Origin of the sequence: Pedobacter sp. GSP4 (assembly GCF_051857575.1) — a bacterium.
Taxonomy (GTDB): domain Bacteria; phylum Bacteroidota; class Bacteroidia; order Sphingobacteriales; family Sphingobacteriaceae; genus Pedobacter.
The window spans coordinates 222,302-243,353 of the sequence record NZ_JBPZIR010000003.1; the positions used below are offsets into that span (position 1 = coordinate 222,302).

At 40.6% G+C, this 21,052-nt stretch carries 16 protein-coding genes; 10 read left to right on the forward strand and 6 right to left on the reverse strand.

What is annotated here, in order from left to right:
- The first annotated feature begins 93 nt into the window (after window positions 1–93).
- The 6 genes from ACS5PU_RS08150 (at window position 94) to ACS5PU_RS08175 (ending at window position 9,578) form a co-directional block, all read left to right on the forward strand.
- Window positions 94–3,276 (forward strand): SusC/RagA family TonB-linked outer membrane protein, encoded by a 3,183-nt coding sequence (locus ACS5PU_RS08150; RefSeq protein ID WP_439458791.1) that lies wholly within the window; start codon window positions 94–96, stop codon window positions 3,274–3,276.
- 22 nt (window positions 3,277–3,298) lie between these two features.
- Entirely contained in the window at window positions 3,299–5,095 is a 1,797-nt protein-coding gene (locus tag ACS5PU_RS08155; RefSeq protein ID WP_439458792.1) for a RagB/SusD family nutrient uptake outer membrane protein, read from the forward strand.
- A 10-nt stretch (window positions 5,096–5,105) separates the two neighbouring features.
- The gene (locus ACS5PU_RS08160; protein WP_439458793.1) at window positions 5,106–6,671 is read left to right on the forward strand and encodes a DUF4957 domain-containing protein; all 1,566 of its coding nucleotides are present in this window, start codon (window positions 5,106–5,108) and stop codon (window positions 6,669–6,671) included.
- A gap of 80 nt (window positions 6,672–6,751) precedes the next feature.
- A complete protein-coding gene (locus ACS5PU_RS08165; RefSeq protein ID WP_439458794.1) occupies window positions 6,752–7,771 on the forward strand; it encodes a pectinesterase family protein in 1,020 nt (339 codons plus the stop codon).
- 12 nt (window positions 7,772–7,783) lie between these two features.
- Window positions 7,784–8,524 (forward strand): rhamnogalacturonan acetylesterase, encoded by a 741-nt coding sequence (locus tag ACS5PU_RS08170; RefSeq protein ID WP_439458795.1) that lies wholly within the window; start codon window positions 7,784–7,786, stop codon window positions 8,522–8,524.
- Between the two features lie 70 nt (window positions 8,525–8,594).
- Window positions 8,595–9,578 carry a hypothetical protein gene (locus ACS5PU_RS08175; protein ID WP_439458796.1) on the forward strand — a complete coding sequence of 328 codons (984 nt, stop codon included), beginning with the start codon at window positions 8,595–8,597 and terminating at the stop codon, window positions 9,576–9,578.
- A 281-nt stretch (window positions 9,579–9,859) separates the two neighbouring features.
- On the opposite strand, the gene ACS5PU_RS08180 is transcribed toward ACS5PU_RS08175, so the two are convergent.
- The 3 genes from ACS5PU_RS08180 to ACS5PU_RS08190 all read right to left on the reverse strand — a co-directional run bounded on the left by ACS5PU_RS08180 (window position 9,860) and on the right by ACS5PU_RS08190 (window position 13,011).
- The gene (locus ACS5PU_RS08180; RefSeq protein ID WP_439458797.1) at window positions 9,860–10,474 is read right to left on the reverse strand and encodes a rhomboid family intramembrane serine protease; all 615 of its coding nucleotides are present in this window, start codon (window positions 10,472–10,474) and stop codon (window positions 9,860–9,862) included.
- Between the two features lie 4 nt (window positions 10,475–10,478).
- The gene (locus ACS5PU_RS08185; RefSeq protein ID WP_439458798.1) at window positions 10,479–12,218 is read right to left on the reverse strand and encodes a M14 family metallopeptidase; all 1,740 of its coding nucleotides are present in this window, start codon (window positions 12,216–12,218) and stop codon (window positions 10,479–10,481) included.
- Window positions 12,219–12,279: 61 nt separating this feature from the next.
- A complete protein-coding gene (locus ACS5PU_RS08190) occupies window positions 12,280–13,011 on the reverse strand; it encodes a hypothetical protein (protein ID WP_439458799.1) in 732 nt (243 codons plus the stop codon).
- Between the two features lie 59 nt (window positions 13,012–13,070).
- On the opposite strand from ACS5PU_RS08190, the gene pepT reads away from it, so the two are divergent.
- The 4 genes from pepT to ACS5PU_RS08210 all read left to right on the forward strand — a co-directional run bounded on the left by pepT (window position 13,071) and on the right by ACS5PU_RS08210 (window position 16,871).
- The gene (gene pepT / locus ACS5PU_RS08195; protein WP_439458800.1) at window positions 13,071–14,324 is read left to right on the forward strand and encodes a peptidase T; all 1,254 of its coding nucleotides are present in this window, start codon (window positions 13,071–13,073) and stop codon (window positions 14,322–14,324) included.
- A 99-nt stretch (window positions 14,325–14,423) separates the two neighbouring features.
- Complete coding sequence (locus tag ACS5PU_RS08200; RefSeq protein WP_439458801.1) at window positions 14,424–15,290, forward strand: aldose 1-epimerase family protein; 867 nt, start codon at window positions 14,424–14,426, stop codon at window positions 15,288–15,290.
- Window positions 15,291–15,454: 164 nt separating this feature from the next.
- Window positions 15,455–15,889: a DoxX family membrane protein gene (locus tag ACS5PU_RS08205; protein ID WP_439458802.1), complete on the forward strand. Its 435-nt coding sequence runs from the start codon at window positions 15,455–15,457 to the stop codon at window positions 15,887–15,889.
- A 559-nt stretch (window positions 15,890–16,448) separates the two neighbouring features.
- Window positions 16,449–16,871, forward strand: a complete 423-nt coding sequence (locus ACS5PU_RS08210; protein ID WP_439458803.1) for a VOC family protein — start codon at window positions 16,449–16,451, stop codon at window positions 16,869–16,871.
- Window positions 16,872–16,939: 68 nt separating this feature from the next.
- On the opposite strand, the gene ACS5PU_RS08215 is transcribed toward ACS5PU_RS08210, so the two are convergent.
- From ACS5PU_RS08215 to ACS5PU_RS08225, 3 genes are all read right to left on the reverse strand, one after another.
- Complete coding sequence (locus ACS5PU_RS08215; RefSeq protein WP_439458804.1) at window positions 16,940–18,241, reverse strand: leucine-rich repeat-containing protein kinase family protein; 1,302 nt, start codon at window positions 18,239–18,241, stop codon at window positions 16,940–16,942.
- A gap of 69 nt (window positions 18,242–18,310) precedes the next feature.
- Window positions 18,311–19,900, reverse strand: coding sequence for a ribosomal protection-like ABC-F family protein (gene abc-f / locus ACS5PU_RS08220; protein WP_439458805.1), 1,590 nt, complete (start codon window positions 19,898–19,900; stop codon window positions 18,311–18,313).
- A 478-nt stretch (window positions 19,901–20,378) separates the two neighbouring features.
- Window positions 20,379–21,020, reverse strand: coding sequence for a J domain-containing protein (locus ACS5PU_RS08225; protein ID WP_439458806.1), 642 nt, complete (start codon window positions 21,018–21,020; stop codon window positions 20,379–20,381).
- Window positions 21,021–21,052: the final 32 nt, after the last annotated feature.

The following is a 21,052-nucleotide window of genomic DNA, read 5'->3' on the forward strand; positions in this document are numbered from 1 at the left end:
CAAAGCATAACATCCCGAAATTAGAATTATATTCTACTGCAAACAATTGCAGCCTTCTAAATAACCAAATCAGTTTCAAATAAATTAATAATTATGAGCAGAGTTTTACTTCTTTTTGCATTCTTCTCTCTTTTTGGATTATCCGCAACACTGGCTCAGAGCAGACAGCTTAGCGGAACCGTAAAGGATAAAACCACCGGACAGCCACTGGTTGGCGTAAGTGTAACCGTAAAGGACACCAAAGTAGGTGCCAGTACCGATGCCAATGGGGTTTACAAAATAACAGCACCGGCCAAAGATCCTATTTTGGTATTTACCTATATCGGCTATAAAACCCGTAGCATCCCTGCAGGCAGCCAATCTAAAGTAGATGTTATCCTGGAAGAAGATAATAATACCCTCCAAGAGGTTACCGTAAACGTAGGTTATGGAACGGTGCGCAAAAAAGACTTAACCGGCGCTGTGTCATCTGTAGGTGCAGACGTAATTGCCGCAGCACCGGTTTCTTCGGCATTAGAAGCGATACAGGGACGTGTAGCGGGGATCAACATTTCATCTTCGGAAGGCTCACCGGATGCACAGATTAATGTGCGCGTAAGGGGAGGTGGCTCGATTACCGGCGATAACTCGCCACTTTATATTGTTGATGGGTTTCCTGTTACTTCTATTGCCGATATTGCCCCACAGGATATCGAATCGATAGATGTACTGAAAGACGCATCTTCAACCGCAATTTATGGTTCTAGAGGTGCAAACGGTGTAATATTGGTAACTACTAAAAACAGTAAGGATGGGAAAACGAACATCAGCTATAATGTTTTTGGGGGCACCAGAAAAATTGCCAAGAAACTGGGTGTATTATCAGCAGCTGATTATGTACACTGGCAATATGAACGTGCACTTTTAGATGGCTCTATAACAGATTACACCCAATATTTTGGAAATTATCAGGACATAGACCTGTACGATAATGTTGCCGAAAACAACTGGCAAGACCTGGTTTTTGGCCGCACTGGAACAACTTTTAACCAGAATCTGAGCATTACCGGCGGAAGCGACAAAACCAAATACAGCCTGAGCCACAGTTTTGTAACGGATAAAGCGATTATGCAGATGTCTGATTTTAAAAGGCAGAACATTAACTTTAAATTAAACCATAAGTTATACGATGGCTTAACACTCGATTTTGGTTTACGCTATGCCGATACCAAAACCAATGGCGGCGGCGCAAACGAACAGAACGAAAAATCATCGGCCGATTCGCGTTTAAAATATGCGATCCTGTATCCATCTTTTCCGGTACCGGGCTTAACCGCATCAACTGATACCAACGATGAATTTAACCTCTATAACCCACTGGTGGCCATATCAGATAACGATCAGTATGTACACCGTAAAGCTTATAACATTAACGGGGCAGCCACTTACGAAATCATCGATAATTTAAAATTACGCTCTGAAGTGGGTTATGATGGGCTCAGGAATGATCAGGACCGTTTTTATGGTATTACTACTTATTATGTTAAGAACCTGGCCGATTATCCAAATCTACCTGCTTTGATTTCGATGAATACCACTAGAAATAGCTTTAGGAACACAAATACCTTAACCTATAATTTCAGTAAAATTCTGGGCAAAAACCATAATCTTAATGTATTGGCGGGTCAGGAATTTATCAAAACAGAACAAAATATATTAACTACCGAAGTTCGTGGGTTTCCAAAAACATTTGCCTTTGATCAAACAAGGGTATTAACCACACAGGGCAGGGCTTCTATAATTGATAACAATTTTTCTCCGGATGATAAGTTATTTTCGTTTTTTGGCCGGGCCAATTACGACTATAAAGGCAAATACCTGTTGAGCGCTACATTTAGGGCAGATGGTTCTTCCAAATTTTCTGATGTAAACCACTGGGGCTATTTCCCTTCAGTTTCTGCCGGTTGGAGAATCTCGCAGGAAGATTTTATGGATGGCACAAAATCTTGGTTAACAGATTTAAAATTAAGGGGAAGTTACGGCGCTGCTGGTAACAATAATATCCCTCCTGGGCAGATTACGCAATCGTTCCAAAACTCTACCACCACCTGGATAAATGGTTTTAACAATTATTGGGCGGCATCTAAAATCATGGCAAACCCCGATCTAAAATGGGAAACCAATATAACCCGCAACATCGGTCTGGATTTCGCCTTATTTAATTCGAAAGTTACCGGTACCATCGATGCCTATTTAAATAAAACCAAAAATCTCTTGATCTTATTCCCGGTTGGGGGAACAGGCTACGATGCGCAGTACCGGAACCTGGGCCAAACGCAGAACAAAGGTTTGGAGTTTTCTGTAAACTGGAACGCAATAAAAGAAAAGAATTTCGATCTATCGGTAAATGCAAACATCAGCTTTAACCGCAATAAGGTTCTCTCTTTAGGTTCGGTTAAAAACATTAACGGTACTTCTGGATGGGCATCAACTGAGATCGGTGTAGATTACCTGGTAGAAGAAGGCGCATCCATTGGCCGCATTTACGGATATAAAAGCGCTGGCAGATATGAGGTTTCAGATTTTACCGGCTACAACGCTACAACCGGCAAATGGACTTTAAAGCCGGGTATAGTTGATGCAACTTCGTTTGTAGGTACGGTACGCCCGGGTACAATGAAAATAGAAGATATTTCTGGCGATGGAAAAATTGATTTATCCGACCGTTCGATTATCGGCAATACCAACCCATTAAACACAGGCGGTTTCTCACTTAATTCGAGAATTTACGATTTTGACCTTGGAGCTTATTTTAACTGGAGCTATGGCAATGATGTTTACAATGCGAATAAGATCGAGTATACCTCTACAAGCAAATACGCTTCGAGAAATCTGATTTCAGTGATGGAAAGCGGACAGCGCTGGACCAATTTAAGAGCAGATGGAACAATCAGTAACGATCCGGCCGAATTAACAGCCATGAATGCCAACACAACATTATGGTCGCCGTATACCAAAACATTTGTGTTAAGCGATTGGGCGGTAGAAGATGGCTCATTTTTAAGGCTTTCTACACTAACGCTCGGTTATACCCTGCCCGAAAAAATATCACGTAAACTGAAAATGAAAAAATTAAGGTTTTATGCTTCTGCTTATAACTTATGGCTATGGACCAATTACACTGGTTTCGATCCAGAGGTTTCGACTAGACGGAACACACCGCTAACACCTGGTGTTGATTACTCTGCTTACCCAAGAAGTAAATCTTACGTATTCGGACTAAACGTTAATTTTTAGAAGACCATTTAATTTTAAGAAAATGAAAAGAATTATATATGCGCTATTCATCATTACAGGGATAACACTTGTAAGTAGCTGTAAAAAAACGTTAGATGCACCGTCAAAATCTTCGTTAGATGAATCTGTTATTTTTTCTACCCCTAGTTTAGCTGAGGGTTCGGTAGCAGGTGTATTACAATCATTTGGCGAAACCAATTCGTACCGGGGCCGTTTTTTAGTATACTACGGACTTAACAACGATACCGAGGTATACAACACCTTAAAATCGGTTGATGATGACAAAGCAAAACTGTCTAACTACAACTGTAACGTGAACAATGGCCAAATGAACACCACAGATAATGCCTGGGCCAAATTTTACGAAGGCATTGAAAGGGCCAACCTGGCCATAAGGGGAATCAGAACTTATGGAAATATTCAAAGTAACCCCGCCATGGCGCAGATCCTTGGCGAAATTTTAACCTTGAGGGCCGTTTTATATAACGATTTAATAAAAGGCTGGGGCGATGTGCCGGCACGTTTTGAGCCCATTACCACAGCAACATCTTATTTGCCAAGAAGCGACAGAGATGTAATTTATAAACAACTGTTGGCCGATTTAAATGAAGCTGCTGGTTACCTGCCTTGGCCTGGCGATAACACCACAACCGCTAAAGTAGAACGTGTTAGCAAAGCTTTTGCAAAAGGTTTGAGGGCCCGTTTGGCACTGGCAGCAGGCGGTTACGCACAGCGTTTGGATGGAACCGTAAAATTAAGTTCCGATCCTGAATTATCGCACGATAAAATGTATGCCATTGCAAAAAAAGAATGCCTGGAAATTATTGCAAGCGGTAAATTAAGATTGCTTGGATTTGAAGAAGTTTTCAGAAAACTGAATGAAGAAGCCGGTACAGCAGGCTTAGAATCGATGTGGGAAATTCCATTTAGTGATGGCCGTGGCCGTGTAATTTTTGATTTAGGCGTAAGGCACGTCAAAACCGACCAGTACACCGGTCAGAACAAAGGCGGAACAGATGGGCCAAACCCGATTATGCTGTACGAATACGAAAATGAAGATGTACGCAGAGATGTAACAGTTGTACCTTACGAATGGGATGGTGGCGATGGAACAAAAGGTGCCGCGCAGGTACCATCGGCACTTGGCCGTTTATATTTTGGCAAATACCGTTACGAGTGGATGAAAAGAAGGGTAACCTCTACCAACGATGATGGACTAAACTGGATGTATATGCGTTATGCCGATGTGGTTTTAATGGCAGCTGAAGCTGTTAACGATATCGATGGTCCGGCAGCGGCTGCCCCATATTTAAAAATGATCCGCGATAGGGCTTTCCCTACAGCACCTGCAAAGGTTACAGCTTTTATGGCAACGGCTACAGCATCCAAAACCGCATTTTTCGATGCTATTGTAAATGAAAGGGCATTAGAATTTACCGGAGAAATGCTTAGAAAAAGTGATCTGATCCGTTGGAATTTACTGGGCACAAAACTGGCCGAAGCCAAAACCAAATTACAGCAACTGGAAAACAGGCAGGGTAAATACGCAGCCTTACCTGCTAAAATTTATTACAGAACAGCGGCCAATGGCGAAACCGTAGAAATTTATGGTTTAAAATTCGGCGATACCGATGCGCAGGGCCTTGCTTTAGGCTATACGTCGAACAAAGCCTGGACAATGGTTACAGCTGGAGAAGCTGTTTCGTACTGGAACGCCCTTTATACCAAAGATCCAAATCTGCAGCAATACTGGCCGATATGGCAGGTGTTCTTAGATTCATCTAACGGAATGTTAAACAATAAGCCCTTAAACTTATAAACCCGAGGTTATGAAAAAGATTAATAAATACGCATATACCTTTTTGCTGATGGCAACAGTTTGTTTATCGGCGTGTAAAAAAGATAATCTAGAAGAAATTACCAAACTAGAGGTAGATCGGGTTTTTTCGAGCCCGGGTTTAACCGCAACCATAGTAAATAAAACCGGCGTTAAATTAACCTGGAATGCCGTGCCCAACGCTACCTCTTATACCATAGAGGTGTATGATAATGCCGATTTTACCGGTACGCCCGTAAAATCGATTACCAGCATTACTGCTGCACAGTTGCCTTATACCGTAACCGGATTAATAGGCGATACGCAATATGCCATTAGGGTAAAGGGTGTTGCACAGGGAATAGCCGATTCTAAATGGGTTAGCACATCTGCAAAAACAGATACAGAACAGATTTTTCAAACGGTAAACCAAACCAAAATAACAGCTACTGCTGTGGTATTAAACTGGACACCTGGCGAAACGGCGACCTCAATTACCTTAACCCCAGGAAATATAACTCATGCTGTTACCGCAGCAGAAATCGCCGCAGGAGAAGCAACCATAACCGGCTTAACCGGAGAAACTGAATACACGGCCAAATTGCTTGCCGGCGCAAAAGTTAGGGGAACCGCAACTTTTACCACGCTATATAATTTTACAGGAGCAACATTGGTAAGTCCTTCTGATAATCTGGCAACACTGATTACAAATGCTGCTGCCGGAACTGTTTTCGGCCTTGCTCCCGGAACATATACCGTTAATGCAGATGTTATTGCCTCAAAATCAATTACCATAAGGGGAACCAAACCAACTGAAAGGCCGGTTATTAACGGTATGATCCTTAGAATTAAAGGCAATGCAGGTTTAACCATTAAAGATGTGGTATTGGATGGCACGGGATCGTTAAACGGAAACCAAACCTTTATTTATGATGAGGCATCGGACAATGCTTATGGCAGTTTCCTACTCGAAAACTCAGTAGTGAAAAACTATACCAAAGGGCTTTTCTATGTAAACTTAAAAACACTTATTGAATCGGTAACATTTAAAGGAAATGTAATCAGCAGTATAGAATGTAATGGAGGAGACTTTATCGATTTTAGATCCGGTTTAACCAAAACATTAAACTTCACAAACAATACGGTGTATGCATCTGCTGTGGCAAGGGACTTTTTTAGAATGGACCCAACAGGTTCGACCAATTTCCCTACCATAACATCGGTTATCACGGTTGCTACCAACACGCTGAACGGGATTACCAATGGCGCAGCCAACAGGCTGTTTTATGTTCGCCTGGCCAAACACGAGATTTATTTTACAAAAAATATTGTGGCCAACTCAGGCGGTATTTTAACCAATCAGGCTTCAACCAATATTGTGGCAGCCAATTTTACGGCCAATAACTATTTTGCTGCACCAACCTTTATTTCGGGTAGTGTAACCGCTGGTGCCAAATATGATACCGGAACCAGTACAACCCTTAATCCAGGTTTTACAGCTGTTGCAACCGGTAACTTTACCATCAGCCAGCAAGATTTGAAAACAAACGGAATTGGCGACCCAAGGTGGAGAAACTAATTAACTCATTTTAATGGGCAGATAAATTATCTGCCCTTTTTTATTGAAATTTATACGATAGTTATTACACCGATCAATTAATGAAACCAACCTTAGTCCGATTAAGCCTTATCCTGCTACTTTACCTGAGCGCACAGCCAAAAGCCCATGCTCAAGATCCTAAATACCCAGCCACCATTACGGTTGCGGCCGATGGCAGCGGCCAGTACAAAACCATACAGGAAGCAGTAAACTCAGTGCGCGATTTAGGCGAACAGGAAGTTAAAATTTATGTCAAAAATGGCATCTACAAAGAAAAGCTGATTATTCCCTCCTGGAAAATCAAAATTGCTATTATTGGCGAAAGTGCCGAAAATACCATCATCACCAACGATGACTATTCTGGGAAAGACTATCCCGCAGGTAAAGATGCCTTTGGCAATGCAAAATTCAGCACCTATACCTCTTATTCAGTGCTGGTACAGGGCAATGATATTACCCTCGAAAATTTAACCATCATCAATGCTGCAGGGCGGGTTGGTCAAGCGGTGGCACTACATGTAGAAGGCGATCGCTTTGTGGCCAAAAACTGCAGGTTCTTAGGCAATCAGGACACTTTATACGCCGCCATCGAAAATAGCCGCCAATACTACCAAAATTGCTACATTGAAGGCACAACCGATTTTATTTTTGGCAAGGCTACCGTGGTTTTTCAGGACTGTACCATTAAAAGCCTAACCGATTCTTACATTACCGCAGCCTCAACTGCTGCGCAAAAGCCATTCGGATTCATTTTTATTCATTGTAAACTCATTGCCGATTCAACCGTTACTAAAGCTTATCTTGGCCGGCCATGGCGGCCTTTCGCCAAAACCGTGTTTCTGTATTGCGATTTGGGTAAACACATCCTACCGGTTGGCTGGAACCCCTGGAAAGGCGATTTAATGTTTCCGGATAAAGAGAAAACAGTTTTTTACGCAGAGTATAAAAATACCGGTACAGGGGCTTCGCCAAAAACACGCCTGGCGTGGACAAAGCAGCTTAATGCTAAGGAAGCAAAAAATTATACCCTAAAAAATATATTGGGAGGGGCCGACCACTGGAACCCTCTGGCTAATTAGTTAACATTTGAGATGAAAATTCAGTTTTATAAAGCACTTACCCTTGCGGCCATAGCAGTATCGTTATCGTTTATCCAAGCGCCAAAGAAAACCACCTTATACATCATAGGCGATTCTACCGCAGCCAATAAAGATCCAAAAACCTATCCAGAAACAGGCTGGGGCATGGCCTTGCAGGATTTTTTCAAAACAGATGTTACCGTTGATAACCGGGCACTGAACGGCCGAAGTACAAAATCGTTCAGGGCCGAAAAACGCTGGGACCCCATATTGGCCCAACTAAACCCAGGCGATTATGTTTTTATCGAATTTGGGCATAACGACGAAAAGATTGATAAACCTACTGTCGGTGTTTCATTGGCCGACTTTAAACTCAACCTGGTTAACTATGTAAAAGAAACCAGAAGTAAAAAAGCTTTTCCGGTATTGCTTACCCCAATTTCGAGGAGGAGCTTTAAAAACGGGGTTTTAATCGATTCTCACGGCGATTACCCACGCATTACACGCCAGGTGGCCGATTCTTTAAACGTTCCACTTATCGATATGCTGGTTAAAACAGAGAGCTTGCTTACCCGTTTGGGCGAAGAACCCTCTATTAAATTATTTAACCATGTCGACTCCGGAAACGTAAACTATCCTACGGGCAAAAAAGACAATACGCACCTAAGCCCAGAAGGCGCCAAGCAGATAGCCGGTTTGGTGGTAAAGGGGATTAAAGAATTAAAGTTAGACCTCGCAAAAAAACTGAAATAAGGTTAACTTCTATAGCTTATGGTAATCGGAACGTTAAAATAAAATATCGGTACATAGCCCTAAAAATATAATGGCTAATATTGCAACAATGAATACCGGTTTATACAATCCTTTCCAAAACTTCGATTTTTTATATAAAGTCTGCTTTTTAAGTGGTAAAACTTTTAACTCGCCTGTAATTCAGGTGCCCTTAATTCCGAAATGGCTATTGGTCCAGGCTGGTTTAAGTGGCGAAGAGCAGATACAGTTTTTGGATGAGAGCATCCGCTCGTACAATACTTTGGTAATTCCGGTAAACAGCGAAGTAAATGAGCAGTTTCTAACTCCGCTAGAGAATAAGATAGAAGCAGCTTTTGCAAAAGGTTACGAGGCCGTTTCTGCGCTGCCCGAACTGGATCTATTTAACTGGATCGGGAAATTTTTATATGGCTTTGTGTACATTGAAATGCATGCGGCTCTGCGTAAAGAGATGACCGCCGATGGCTTAAACATGTCGCAATCTTTAATGATGAAATTTGCCAACCTGAATTTCATGATGCAGAATTTATATACCAGTTTGGTGTTCGAAGATTTTACACCATGGTCTATCACAGTGGTAAAACTGGAGAACGGCGAAACCCCTTTCAGCTTCCGCGATGAAATTAATACGCTCACATTTTCTCTGAAAATGAAAGATTTTGGCATTATTGCTTGCCTGCAGGATAATGGCACCAACAAACGTTACCACCAGGATATTGTTAACCACGTTAACGGAAAAGCTTTAACAGCCGAGCAGTTTGAAGAACTTACAGCACGCTTTTATTATTCTGCCTATCTTTTTAACCGCTTGCCCGAATATACGTTTATGCCGGTTGAAGGCACTACATATATCGAAGCTATGCCATTACGGGGCAACATGAGCAAGCCTTTGTTTGATGTTTGGCAGCATAAAGTGTATGCCCAGGTGTTAGAAAACTTTTGGAAACCTTGGGGATATGTGGTATTCGAGATTATTAAAAACCCCGAGCAGCCGATGAGCTTTTTTGAAGAGCCTTGTTTACCGAATGCAGGGTAGGTAACTTTCATTTTTTACCGCAAAGGGCTCAAAGAAAAACACAGAGCTAGCTAAGCAAACTGTCATTCTGAACGAAGTGAAGAATCTCATTCAATAAAATACCACGCCAAAATTTGTCAATAGAGATCCTTCATTGCATTCAGGATGACAAAATGGGTATTTTTTACCACAAAGGGCACAAAGAGAAAGCTCAGAGCACTCTGTGTAAAACTCAATGATCTTGGTGGTTAAAACTTTTCAGCAATTCCATCTTACCTCTCCCATTCCTATCTCTTCCATCCTTACCTCGCGCCCGTTAACAGTCCAAAAAAGTTCTGTAATATGCCCGGAACAAAAATAATGGTAAAAATCAATCCGGTTAAGGCACCAAAAAAGTGAGCATCGTGGTTAATGTGATCTCTTGAGTTACGTGAGGCATAAGCACAATAAATCAAGTATAAAACCCCAAAAACTACAGCAGGAATTCCGATTGGGATAAACATGATGTAAATTTTAGACATTGGATTAAATAAAATATAGCTAAAAAGTACCGCACTAATTGCGCCTGATGCACCAAGGCTATTGTAATTAAAATGTTCTTTATGTTTAAAAACCGTTTGCAGATCACTCAGAACCAGACCAAGAAAATAGAGCAGTCCAAATTGCCAACTGCCCATTAACCTCTCCAAGGTAAAAGCAAAGGCGTAAAAGGTAAACATGTTAAAAAACAGGTGCATCCAATCTGCATGTACCAAACCACTGGTTATTAAAGTAAAAACCTTATGTCCCCGAGCCACACTAAAGGGATGCAGCATAAACTTCCCATATATCGAATGGTCGTAGAAGGCATAAAGACTTGTAATAATTGTAAAAACAAAAATGAGCGAAGCAACTGGTGCAATATTGAAGTATTCCATTTGGCTATTTAAAATCTAATTTAACATCTGTAACCAAACGAGCTACCGGATATCTATTGTGTGTTTTTTCGTAATAATCAGAATTTTTATACACAAAATCAAGCTGTGCGGCCCCATTCTTTGCAAATTCTGCATCCGAAGCCTTTTTGGCTTCCAGTTTATTTTTCAGCTCTGGATTGTTTTTAAGCAGCTCGGCAGCTGTATCTTCAAAAACATAGGCCGAATAATGTTCTTTCATATCCAGAATAGAGTCGAAAAAATTCCAGTTAAAATAAGAATCAGTTGCTTGCGGTTCAAGGGTTTCTACAATATACCTGTTGGCCGTTTGGTTTACAAAAACAACAAAATCGCCCGCATAGTACTGTAAATTCTGTTTCACCACATTTAGTTTTGCACCCGAATGCAGATAATGCCCTTCGTAGGGCCTTGTTCCTGTCTTAAAATCACCTATATAGTAACTGTCAACCGCAATTTTACTGTCGGTTTTCAATTCCTTCACGTAAACCCCATTCAATTTGAGCAGATTGATTACTTTATCCCATGCTTTAGGAATAATGTAGGCAATAGGTTTCTGCACAGAAACTGCCGGTTCAAACTTGTTCCATTCTTTAATTGTTTTGGTGTAAGGTTTAGTACGATCATAATATAACCTATCCGCACCGCTTACTGCACTCGGCTTTTGGCCGGCTTCAAAACCTTTAAAAGTTAAATCGTTTACTTCTGTTTTATTCAATTTCCAATCCAGCGGGAATTCGGTTTGAGCGGCCACAAAGGCATCTGCTTTTTGTTTATTCTCTCCAATTAGCTTTGCATCACGTGCTACTATTTTAACATAGTTTTGCAGCAGTTTATAGGTAGCATCTACCCTTAAATCGTAGGATTTAAGCATGTGCGTTTCGGGCATAAAACCAATTACATTATGCAATGCCGCATAACCTGTAGAGTAACGTGGCGATTCGATAAATCCGGTAATGCCAGTTTCGGGAGTTTCGCCTATCGAATTTACATAAGGAATCATCGGATAGCCTTGTTTTTCCATTCCAGCGTATAAATCTGGCACCAAGGTTTTGGTTAAATAACCCGATAAAATACTGTTTAACTTATCCTTTTGGGTAGGAATGAGGGTCATTACGTATTGATAATCTGCGCCATTGCTGGTATGCGTATCCACGAAGATTTCGGGTTTCCATGTATTAAAAATCAATTGGAATGCCGCCGAGTTCTTTGAATCTGTTTTGATAAAATCCCTGTTCAGGTCGAGGTTTTTGCTATTGCCCCTAAAACCATAGGCAACCGGGCCGTTCTGGTTGGCCCTTGATGTTCCTGATCGGTTAAAACTGCCATCAATATTATAAAGCGGAATGATACAGATCACTACATTTTTGGGGAGTTGATCTGCCTTCAACAAATCGCGGGCAAGCAGCATAGAAGCATCTATGCCCTCGGGCTCGCCAGGGTGGATCCCGTTATTGATCAACAGTACCCTCTTGTTGTTTTTCCGTACCGCAGCAGGATCAAAAACCTGATCATCCGATAAAACCAGTACGTGCAGCGGTTTACCAAAATCGGTACTTCCGTAATGCAGCAGTTTAGCTTTAGGATAGGTTTTGGCCAGCTGTTCGTAATAGGCTATTGCCGCTGTGTAGGTTGTAGTTTCGGTTTTACCGCTTAACTCGAAGGGTGTTTTTTGTGCTGCTGCCTTTATCGTAAGCAATAAAAAACAAAACACAAAGCAATTTTTCATCGGTATCAATTATAGATTAAATACGTTTTAATATACGCTTATAAAAATGAATTGTGACCTGTTAAAGCGTTTTGCGATAAGATTTAATTTTACCGAAGAAATACCTAAAACCAATGGTGTACGAGTTATAAACATCGGGAGAGTAATTTTTAAACTTACTGCTTGGATCATTATAACCGTCCAAACCCTCGCCAAAGGTAAAGTTACTCTGCGCATTGATATTGATTACGTACCGGGTGTAACCATAACCATCTTCGATATAATAATTGAAACCGAAATTGATAGGCACCAATAAGTTTAGGCTTTTATCCTCGCCTGGAAAAGGCCCGTAACCGGGATCATATGCTGCCCAGCTTGGTTTATACCGCACCACATCCGTTATGTTATTATTGATTACACCAAGGCCTAAACCCAGGTACAAGCCCCTGATATTATATAAAAACTCACTTTTATCGTAATTAACCACTTCACCAAGCATTAATTTTAGATTGGCCGATACGGAAGTATATTTATTGATAAACTGGCGGTTGTGCAGATCGGTTTCGATATCGCCGCCCTGAACCATGCCATACTGTGCCTCTAAGCCAAGCGTTACAAAGGGGGTGATATGAAAATCTAACACGCCATAGGTGGTATAACCAAAGTTACCTTCATAAACATCGGTGAAAGACCGGTTAATACCTGCACCTAAACCGTAAGAAAATTTGAAATAATTGGATTGGGCAAAAGAAAAGCTCCCTATAAAAACAAGCAGAACGGTGACGTAAATAACTTTCAACGGGTTAAAAATCATATTGTTTTTTTACAAAAATAATATGTTTATTGAATATCTATAACTTTTACCTTTGAATTATGAGCAACTACACCAACATTAACAGATCTTTAGAACAGCGATTTATAAAATATGCCAAGATAGATACCCAGTCTGACCCCACTTCGCCAACCTGCCCATCTACCGAAAAACAAAAAAACCTAGGTAAAGAATTGGTTAAAGAATTACTGGAAATTGGCGTTAATGATGCTGAAATGGATGATAATGGCTATGTTTATGGCACTATTCCTTCTACAACTGACAAAAAATTACCTGTTATCTTTTTCTGTTCACATATGGATACTTCGCCCGATTGCAGCGGAGAAAATGTTAAGCCGATTATTCATGACAAATATCAAGGGCAGGACCTCATTCTGACCGACGACCACAAAATAGTGATAAAACTGTCTGATCACAAAGACTTAAAATCCCAAATTGGGAATGATATCATCACCGCAAGCGGTACAACTTTACTTGGTGCAGATAACAAGGCCGGACTGGCCGAAATTATGGAAGCAGCAGCTTTCCTGATGAAAAACCCAGCGGTAAAACACGGAACTATTAAGGTGCTTTTTACGCCGGATGAAGAAATAGGACGGGGTGTAGATAAAGTTGATTTAGAAAAGTTGGGAGCCGATTTCGGTTATACCATTGATGGCGAAACCCTAGGCTCAATTGAAGATGAAACTTTTTCGGCCGATGGTGCCAGCCTTAGTATTTATGGCGTAAGTACGCATCCTGGTTTTGCAAAGGGAAAAATGGAAAGTGCGATAAAAATTCTGGCCGAAATTTTAGATACACTACCAAAAGATACGCTTACCCCAGAAGCTACGCATCAAAAAGAAGGCTTTATCCATCCGGTTAGCATAAGCGGCCAGGTTGAAGAAGCAGAAGCCCAATTTATTATCAGGGATTTTACAGATGAACTCTTAGTGCAGCACGGACAGTTTTTGGAAGAAACCGTAAAAAACGTGATGAAAAAATACCCCAAATCTACGTACAAGCTCGAAATAAAGGCACAATACCGCAACATGAAACAAGTATTGGATAAGCACCCCAACATTGTTCAATATGGTATTGAAGCAATAGAAAGGGCCGGAGTAGTGGCCAAACAACAAAGTATCCGTGGCGGCACAGATGGATCACGCCTATCGTACATGGGATTACCCTGCCCGAATATTTTTGCCGGCGAACATGCCTTTCACAGCAAGCAGGAATGGGTAAGTGTTCAGGATATGGAAAAAGCGGTACAAACCATAATCAATATTGCCTGCATCTGGGAAGAGCACGCATAACTCAGATTGGGCTATGCATTGATATTGAAAAGCATGGCAAGCAGAAATTAATAAAAAGATATTTCCAAAGCACAGCATAATTGTTACTTTTAACTTGAAATGATAACTCTCGAGAACGATTATATAAAAGTGAGCCTGGTGGCCAAAGGGGCTGAACTTCAAGGTTTATACAACAAAGAAACCCAGATTGAATATTTATGGAGTGCCGAACCCAAGTATTGGGGAAAACACAGCCCGGTTCTTTTCCCTATAGTTGGTTCGCTAAAAAACAATAGTTTTAATTATAAGGGCAAAAACTATGAACTGCCGAGGCATGGCTTTGCACGCGATCATGTTTTCGATATTGAAAAAACAACCCAAACAGAGGCTGTTTTTACTTTGACACAAAATACTGATTCCTTAAAAGTTTATCCCTTTCATTTCGAACTTAAACTCAGGTACAGGTTAATAGACCGGAAACTGAGCCTAACGTACGAAGTAATAAATACAGGAAATGACGAATTGCTGTTTTCGATAGGGGCACACCCAGCATTCGCAGTTCCGAATACTCCAAATACGGTTTACGGAGATTATTATCTGGCTTTTAATGCCGATGAAAAGTTAACCTATTGGAAACTGGATGATGGGTTGGTAGCTGATGAAACAGAAAACATCGAAATCAGCGGGCACAAACTGAACCTTAGGCACGATCTGTTTTATAACGATGCCCTGGTTTTTAAAACACTACAGAGCAATTGTATCAGTTTATTAAATACCAAGAATGATTTTGGCTTACATTTCCACTTCGAAGACTTCCCTTTCTTTGGCATATGGGCTGCGCCTGATGCCCCCTTTATATGTTTAGAACCCTGGTGTGGTGTGGCAGATGGCGTAAACCACGATCAGGTGTTAGCGCATAAGGAAGGTATTATTAAACTCGAAGCTGGCAAAAACTGGAAAAGGTTTTGGGAAGTGGAGTGTTTTTAAACGTCCTGATGAGCAATGATTAAGCTAAAACATTCCTTATCGTTCCGCTAAAACGGATTTTGTTGCTGAGCAAGTCATCCTGATCTTCATTCATTTCTTAATCTAGATTAAGAAAATTTTGATATCGAGGCACTACATTGCGTTTATAATAAATTTCGAATGCAATGAAAAATACACCGCATTTTGCGCAACTCTTTCTCCGGCTGGCCTTAGGCATTGGCTTTATCCTGCCGGTTATGGACCGCCTGGGCTGGTTGGGTGCCCCGGGTTCGCCAACCGTAGGCTGGGGCAGTTGGCCAATATTTATAGATTATACCCATTCCCTTATGCCGTTTTTAAATAGGCCGGCAGCAAACATTATGGGCATTTTTGCTACCCTTGCCGAATTTGTATTTGCCATATTGTTAATTATAGGTTATAAAATAAAACTGGCGGCCATAGGCACTTTCTTTCTTACGCTGGCTTTTGCACTTGCCATGCTCCTGTTTGCCAACTACAGGGCACCCTTTAATTATTCTGTTTTTGTAGTAAGTGCATCGGGTTTATTGCTGTCCACTATACCAACCTATAAATGGAGTATCGACGGTAGAAGTGCATAAAATATGCCACTAGGGTTACCGCAATAAGATATTAACATTAAACTTAGTCAGTAAACCTAATTTACCAGTGTAGTGAAAATTAATACAACAAAGGGGTATTTTTACCTTTTAATTTGATCTTAACATGTTGATAACTATCTTTATACAGTTAAAATTAAATCAACGGGACGATTTAGATTGAAACATTAAGCCTTTCACTTCGAAAGGCTTTTTTATTTAAGAAAGAAACACGTCCTTGGAAACGTGTTTCTTCCAAAAATTTAAAATGATCGGGACGATTGAGAATTAATTCAAATGATTTTGTTTAATACCCTCATACAAAGATTAGAAACATTCGCGAAAAAATCCCGTTCAGTTTTATTCATCTGAAAAACAGCAAATTATACCAAAACATCTCGTAAAATGAATAAAACCTTTTTAATTTTCACTCACCATTAAAATCTGTAAGGCACTCATTAACCATATTGTGATGTCAAACCTGCCCGCTAATTTGTCTCAACCACACCCTTTATACGAGTTTAGGTAGTGCTAACTTAGTTTAAACAAAACGAGAAAAATTATGGCAACCATGCACCCTTATTTAAACTTCGATGGCAAGGCCGAAGAAGCTTTTAATTTTTACAAATCTGTATTTGGAGGTGAATTCAGTTTCTTTTCCAAAATGGGCGATGCTCCCGAGTCAGAAAAATTAACCGAAGAAGAAAGAAACAGGGTAATGCACGTGGCCTTACCAATTAATGAACATACCATTTTAATGGCGTCTGATTGTGTTCCATCTGCAGGCCATGTACTTAAAGAGGGCAATAATATGTATATCCACCTTGCTGCCGAAAGCCGTGAGGATGCCGACCGCCTATTTAACAGCCTTTCGGCAGGCGGGACCATTGAAATGCCAATGGAAGATATGTTCTGGGGCGATTATTTTGGCAGCTTTAAAGATAAATTCGGCATCCAGTGGATGGTTAATTTTGGTAGCTACTAACCGCTTTTATACTGTATCATAAATTTGTTGTCCTAACGGGATGCCAAAGTTATGATACAGCTTCTCATTTAAATTTTAGCCAATGCAGCAACCAGATCCTTAAAACCTGGGCGTTTCTGATTATCTGGCAACAAACAGGCTGTCCTAAGTGCCGATATGGTTTCCAAAGCTGTTCCGGCAATGGGTTGAGCATGTAGTGTTAGCAAATCATCCAAAAGGTAACCATAAGCACGTACCTCGATCCGCTGCAGGGCAGCACCCAATTGGCTATCTAACTGGTTGTAAAAGCTTGCGGCCCCAAAATCGCCAAACAACGTACTGCCTTCATCATCAATAAGGGTGTTGTGCGCGTACAAGTCGCCGTGCATAATACCGGCCTCATGCAATTGTGCGGCCAAAGAGGCAATAGTTTTGGCAATACCCAGCACTTGCTGCACTGTTAACCGCCTATCTTTTGGAAAAACATCCCTGGTACAGCTGGCCAGGCTGGGTGGCAAACCCAGGTTATAAAAATGATGTGGAATAAGTTCCATTACCAAGCCCTTTTTATCTTCAGGATGCAGTGCAATCTGCCCAATCAGGTTAACCAAGCCGGGATGGAAACCTGCGGCGATATAAGCCATCATTTCATCTTCCGGTAAACCGTCACTGGTTACATCACCCTTAAAAATCTTAACGGCCACTTCTTGTATCTCATCGCTAATGGTTCGGTTTGCTTTAGATATAATGCCCGAGGCACCTTCGCCCAGTACATGGCTAATCTCTAAATCGTGCCAATTAATTGCCGAAAGTTTTTCTACCGCCGGGGTTTTGCTAAAGTTATTCCCCGAAAAGGCAATCCACGCCAGTTTTGGCATTGTAGCAATCCAGCTGGGCAACTCATGCAGTTTATTTGCCGCAATGCGCAATAAGGCTAAATTTTCACATTGGCTAAGTTTCCCTGGCAATGTAGCCAAACGGTTTCCCGATAGCATCAGTTTCTCCAGGCGTTTACATAATCCGATTTCTTCGGGCAGCTCGCCAATATTGTTATTGGTTAAAATCAACCAGCGGAGGTTGCGGTTAAGCGCCATGGCCGGTATGGTATCTATCTGATTGGATTTGAAACCTACAATATCCAAAAGCGGACAATCGGACAGTACAGCAGGCATTGTTTTAAAATGGTTTTCAGAACAAAAGAAAATCCTCAATTTGCTTAAACGCCCAAAATCTGCCGGCAAAGCTGATAATTTATTGAAAGAAAGATCCAATACCTCGAGTGTATCGGCCAGTTCAAATATTTCAAGTGGAAAATCGGTAAGGTTTTCAGATAGTTTTAATTCTACTGTTCCTTTCAGTTCGCCATTTTGCAGTTGTAACAGGGTTTGCATTATTACGCCGTTTATGATTTAATTGTGAGCGAAGATAGTGGCAATATATTTCAGTTCAATAAAAAAGAATTAGGATAGTTCTATTGTGGCCGTTACGTTTATCTGTTCCAAAAAATAATTGTCGTGCGAAATCACCAATAGCGTTCCTTCATATTCATTTATCGCCGTAGTTAAAATTTCTACGTTTTGGATATCAAGGTTGTTTGTGGGCTCATCAAGAATAATCATATCGGGTGCTTGGCTGGCAATGGTAAGCGAACAGAGCATTAAGCGCATTTTTTCTCCGCCACTCAATGCGCTACAGGGCTTGTTCCAATAAGCTTGGGTAAATAAAAAACGGTTTAGGCGGATTTTTACATCATGCTCCTGCAAAACGCCGGTATTATAATGCTGTGCCTGTTCGTAAACCGTTAATCCATCATCAATTAAGGTATAATCCTGATCAATGTATATGGATTTTATGGAGGCCTTGCTAATTGTCCCCAACTGTGGTTGCAGCTTACCTAAAATAAGCTTAATCAGTGTCGTTTTACCCGATCCGTTGGCTCCTTTAAGCGCAAGCCTCTCTCCACTAAACAGCTGAAAGCTTAGTGGCTCCTTCCAAAGCAGTTTGTTGCCATAACCAAAGTTAATTTCTTTTGCTGTAACTATGGCCTTTCCTTTATGCAGTGCCGTTTGCTCAAAGCCGATCTTCATTTTATCCATATCAGGTACAGCAGCACGCAGTTGGCTCAAAGCTGTTGCAAGATGCTCTATTTTCTCAGCGTGAACGCCTTTCACCCGCGAAGTACTTTTTTCGGCGTTGTTTTTAAAGGTATTCATTACGATAGTGGGCAAGCCAGCTTTTTCCTGTTTCTTCTTGCCCCGGGCATCGAGCTTCTGTTGCCGCGCTAACGATTCGCGCTCAACTTCTTTGGCTTTGCGGAGCGATTTTTCCTTGTGTTTCAGATCCTGATCAAAGGCAGCATTCTCAATCCTTTTTTGTGCGGTATAAAAGTCGTAGTTGCCCCCATAAACCGTTATTCCCCTTGGGCTCAGTTCGCAAACTTTATCAATCAGGTTCAGTAAGGTGCGATCGTGACTAACTACCACTAAAGTGTTTTTCGTGCTTTTAATATAATCGTAGAGCATCTTCCGGCCCGCTGCATCTAAATGATTGGTAGGTTCATCCAACAAAACCACATTGGGTTTATGCATAGTAATTCCCGCTAAGAAAACACTGGTTTTTTGTCCACCACTTAAGGTTTCCATTTGTTGGTTTAAATCCAATCCATCAAGCCGCCAATGCTGCAATGCTTCTCTGCAACGGTCTTCAATCGTCCAGTCATCATTAAGTATTTCCAGATTTTGGTCGCCAACTTCTCCCTGCAAAATTTCAGCTAAAGCTTTCAATTTATCTTCGATGCCCAATGCCTGGGCAATGGTATATCCGTTAAACTGTCCGAAAAGCTGTGGAACGTAGTATGGTGTAGCTGATGTTTTGACCACTCCGGTACTTGGCTGTAGCACACCTGCCAGAATTTTTAACAGGGTAGATTTACCAGCTCCGTTATTGCCAATCAGTGCAATTTTATCGTTTGTATTTATGGTAAGATTTAAATCGGTAAACAATAAATCTCTATTGGGATGTACGTAATTTATCCCTTGTAGCATCATCATAATTTCTTTTTAAATGGTAAATAAATACAGGACAGGGTGCCCTGCTTGTTACTTATTTGCTTAAAAGAAATTAATCTTACATGGAGTGGATGATTTTGATTCTGCTGCAAAAATAAGAAAAATTATGCAATACCTGCAAAAGAGGTGCTCCCTACGAGATCCGAACTCATGTTTAAAGCTTAGGGAACGTATTATCTGATTGACTAGCTTCACCCAGACAGGTATTGCTGAACTTTAACGTCAATTAATTTTTAAATATCGTTCAATGAACGCTTGAAGATGAGAATGCCTTAAAACTAAAAAAGCTTATCTTTCGATAAGCTTATATCTGAGTAGCCCCGAGCAGAAGATAATTTTATCAGCTTTTAATCAATTTTCTCGTAGGAATTTTGACTTTTCATTCTTGTAGGGGTTGTAGTAGGGGAAGTTGATGTGAGATTTTGTAAGATTTTATGATACCAATTGAGCGCTTAACCAGTTAGTTCTTCAGAGTATCTTCTGTAGCTTTAATGCTCATATTTAAATTTGAGTCAACCTCTGGAATTACATTTGATTTAGATAATGTATCTTCCTTTTTAATTTGACTTGATAATTTTTTAAGCCTTTTTTTCTTTATTCGTTTCAGTGATTTAGCATAAGAAAACCGTTTCGTTAATTTTTCAGGTTTATCATTAGCCTTTGAGCCGATTCCTATAATTAAACCAACAATAATAATCCATAGGAAATATTTAATATGTTTAATTTTAATGGGGAAATTATCATTACTCTGTTCAGTGTAGTGCAATGTGCTTTGTTGTGTACTATGGTTAGATGTGTTGTTGCCATTATTTTTACGTAAAAGGCTATTTTTGTACGCCAATTCTTCTTCAAGCTTTTTAAGCCTTTCTGCGTGAGATTTTAAGTTCGATTGATCTCTTAGCTGAAAATCGTATTTTCTTCTTTCTTCGGGGTTTAAAAGCACGTTATAAGCTTCGTTTATTTGCCGAAACATCTGCAAAAAATAAGGATCAACTTCGTTTTTGTCGGGATGAAATTTAATTGAAAGTTTGCGATAAGCTTTTTTAATTTCTTCCGTGCTAGCGTTTTCGCTTATCCCTAATATATCATATAAGGTATTCATGATTTCAAATAGACATAAAGTAATAAACCAAT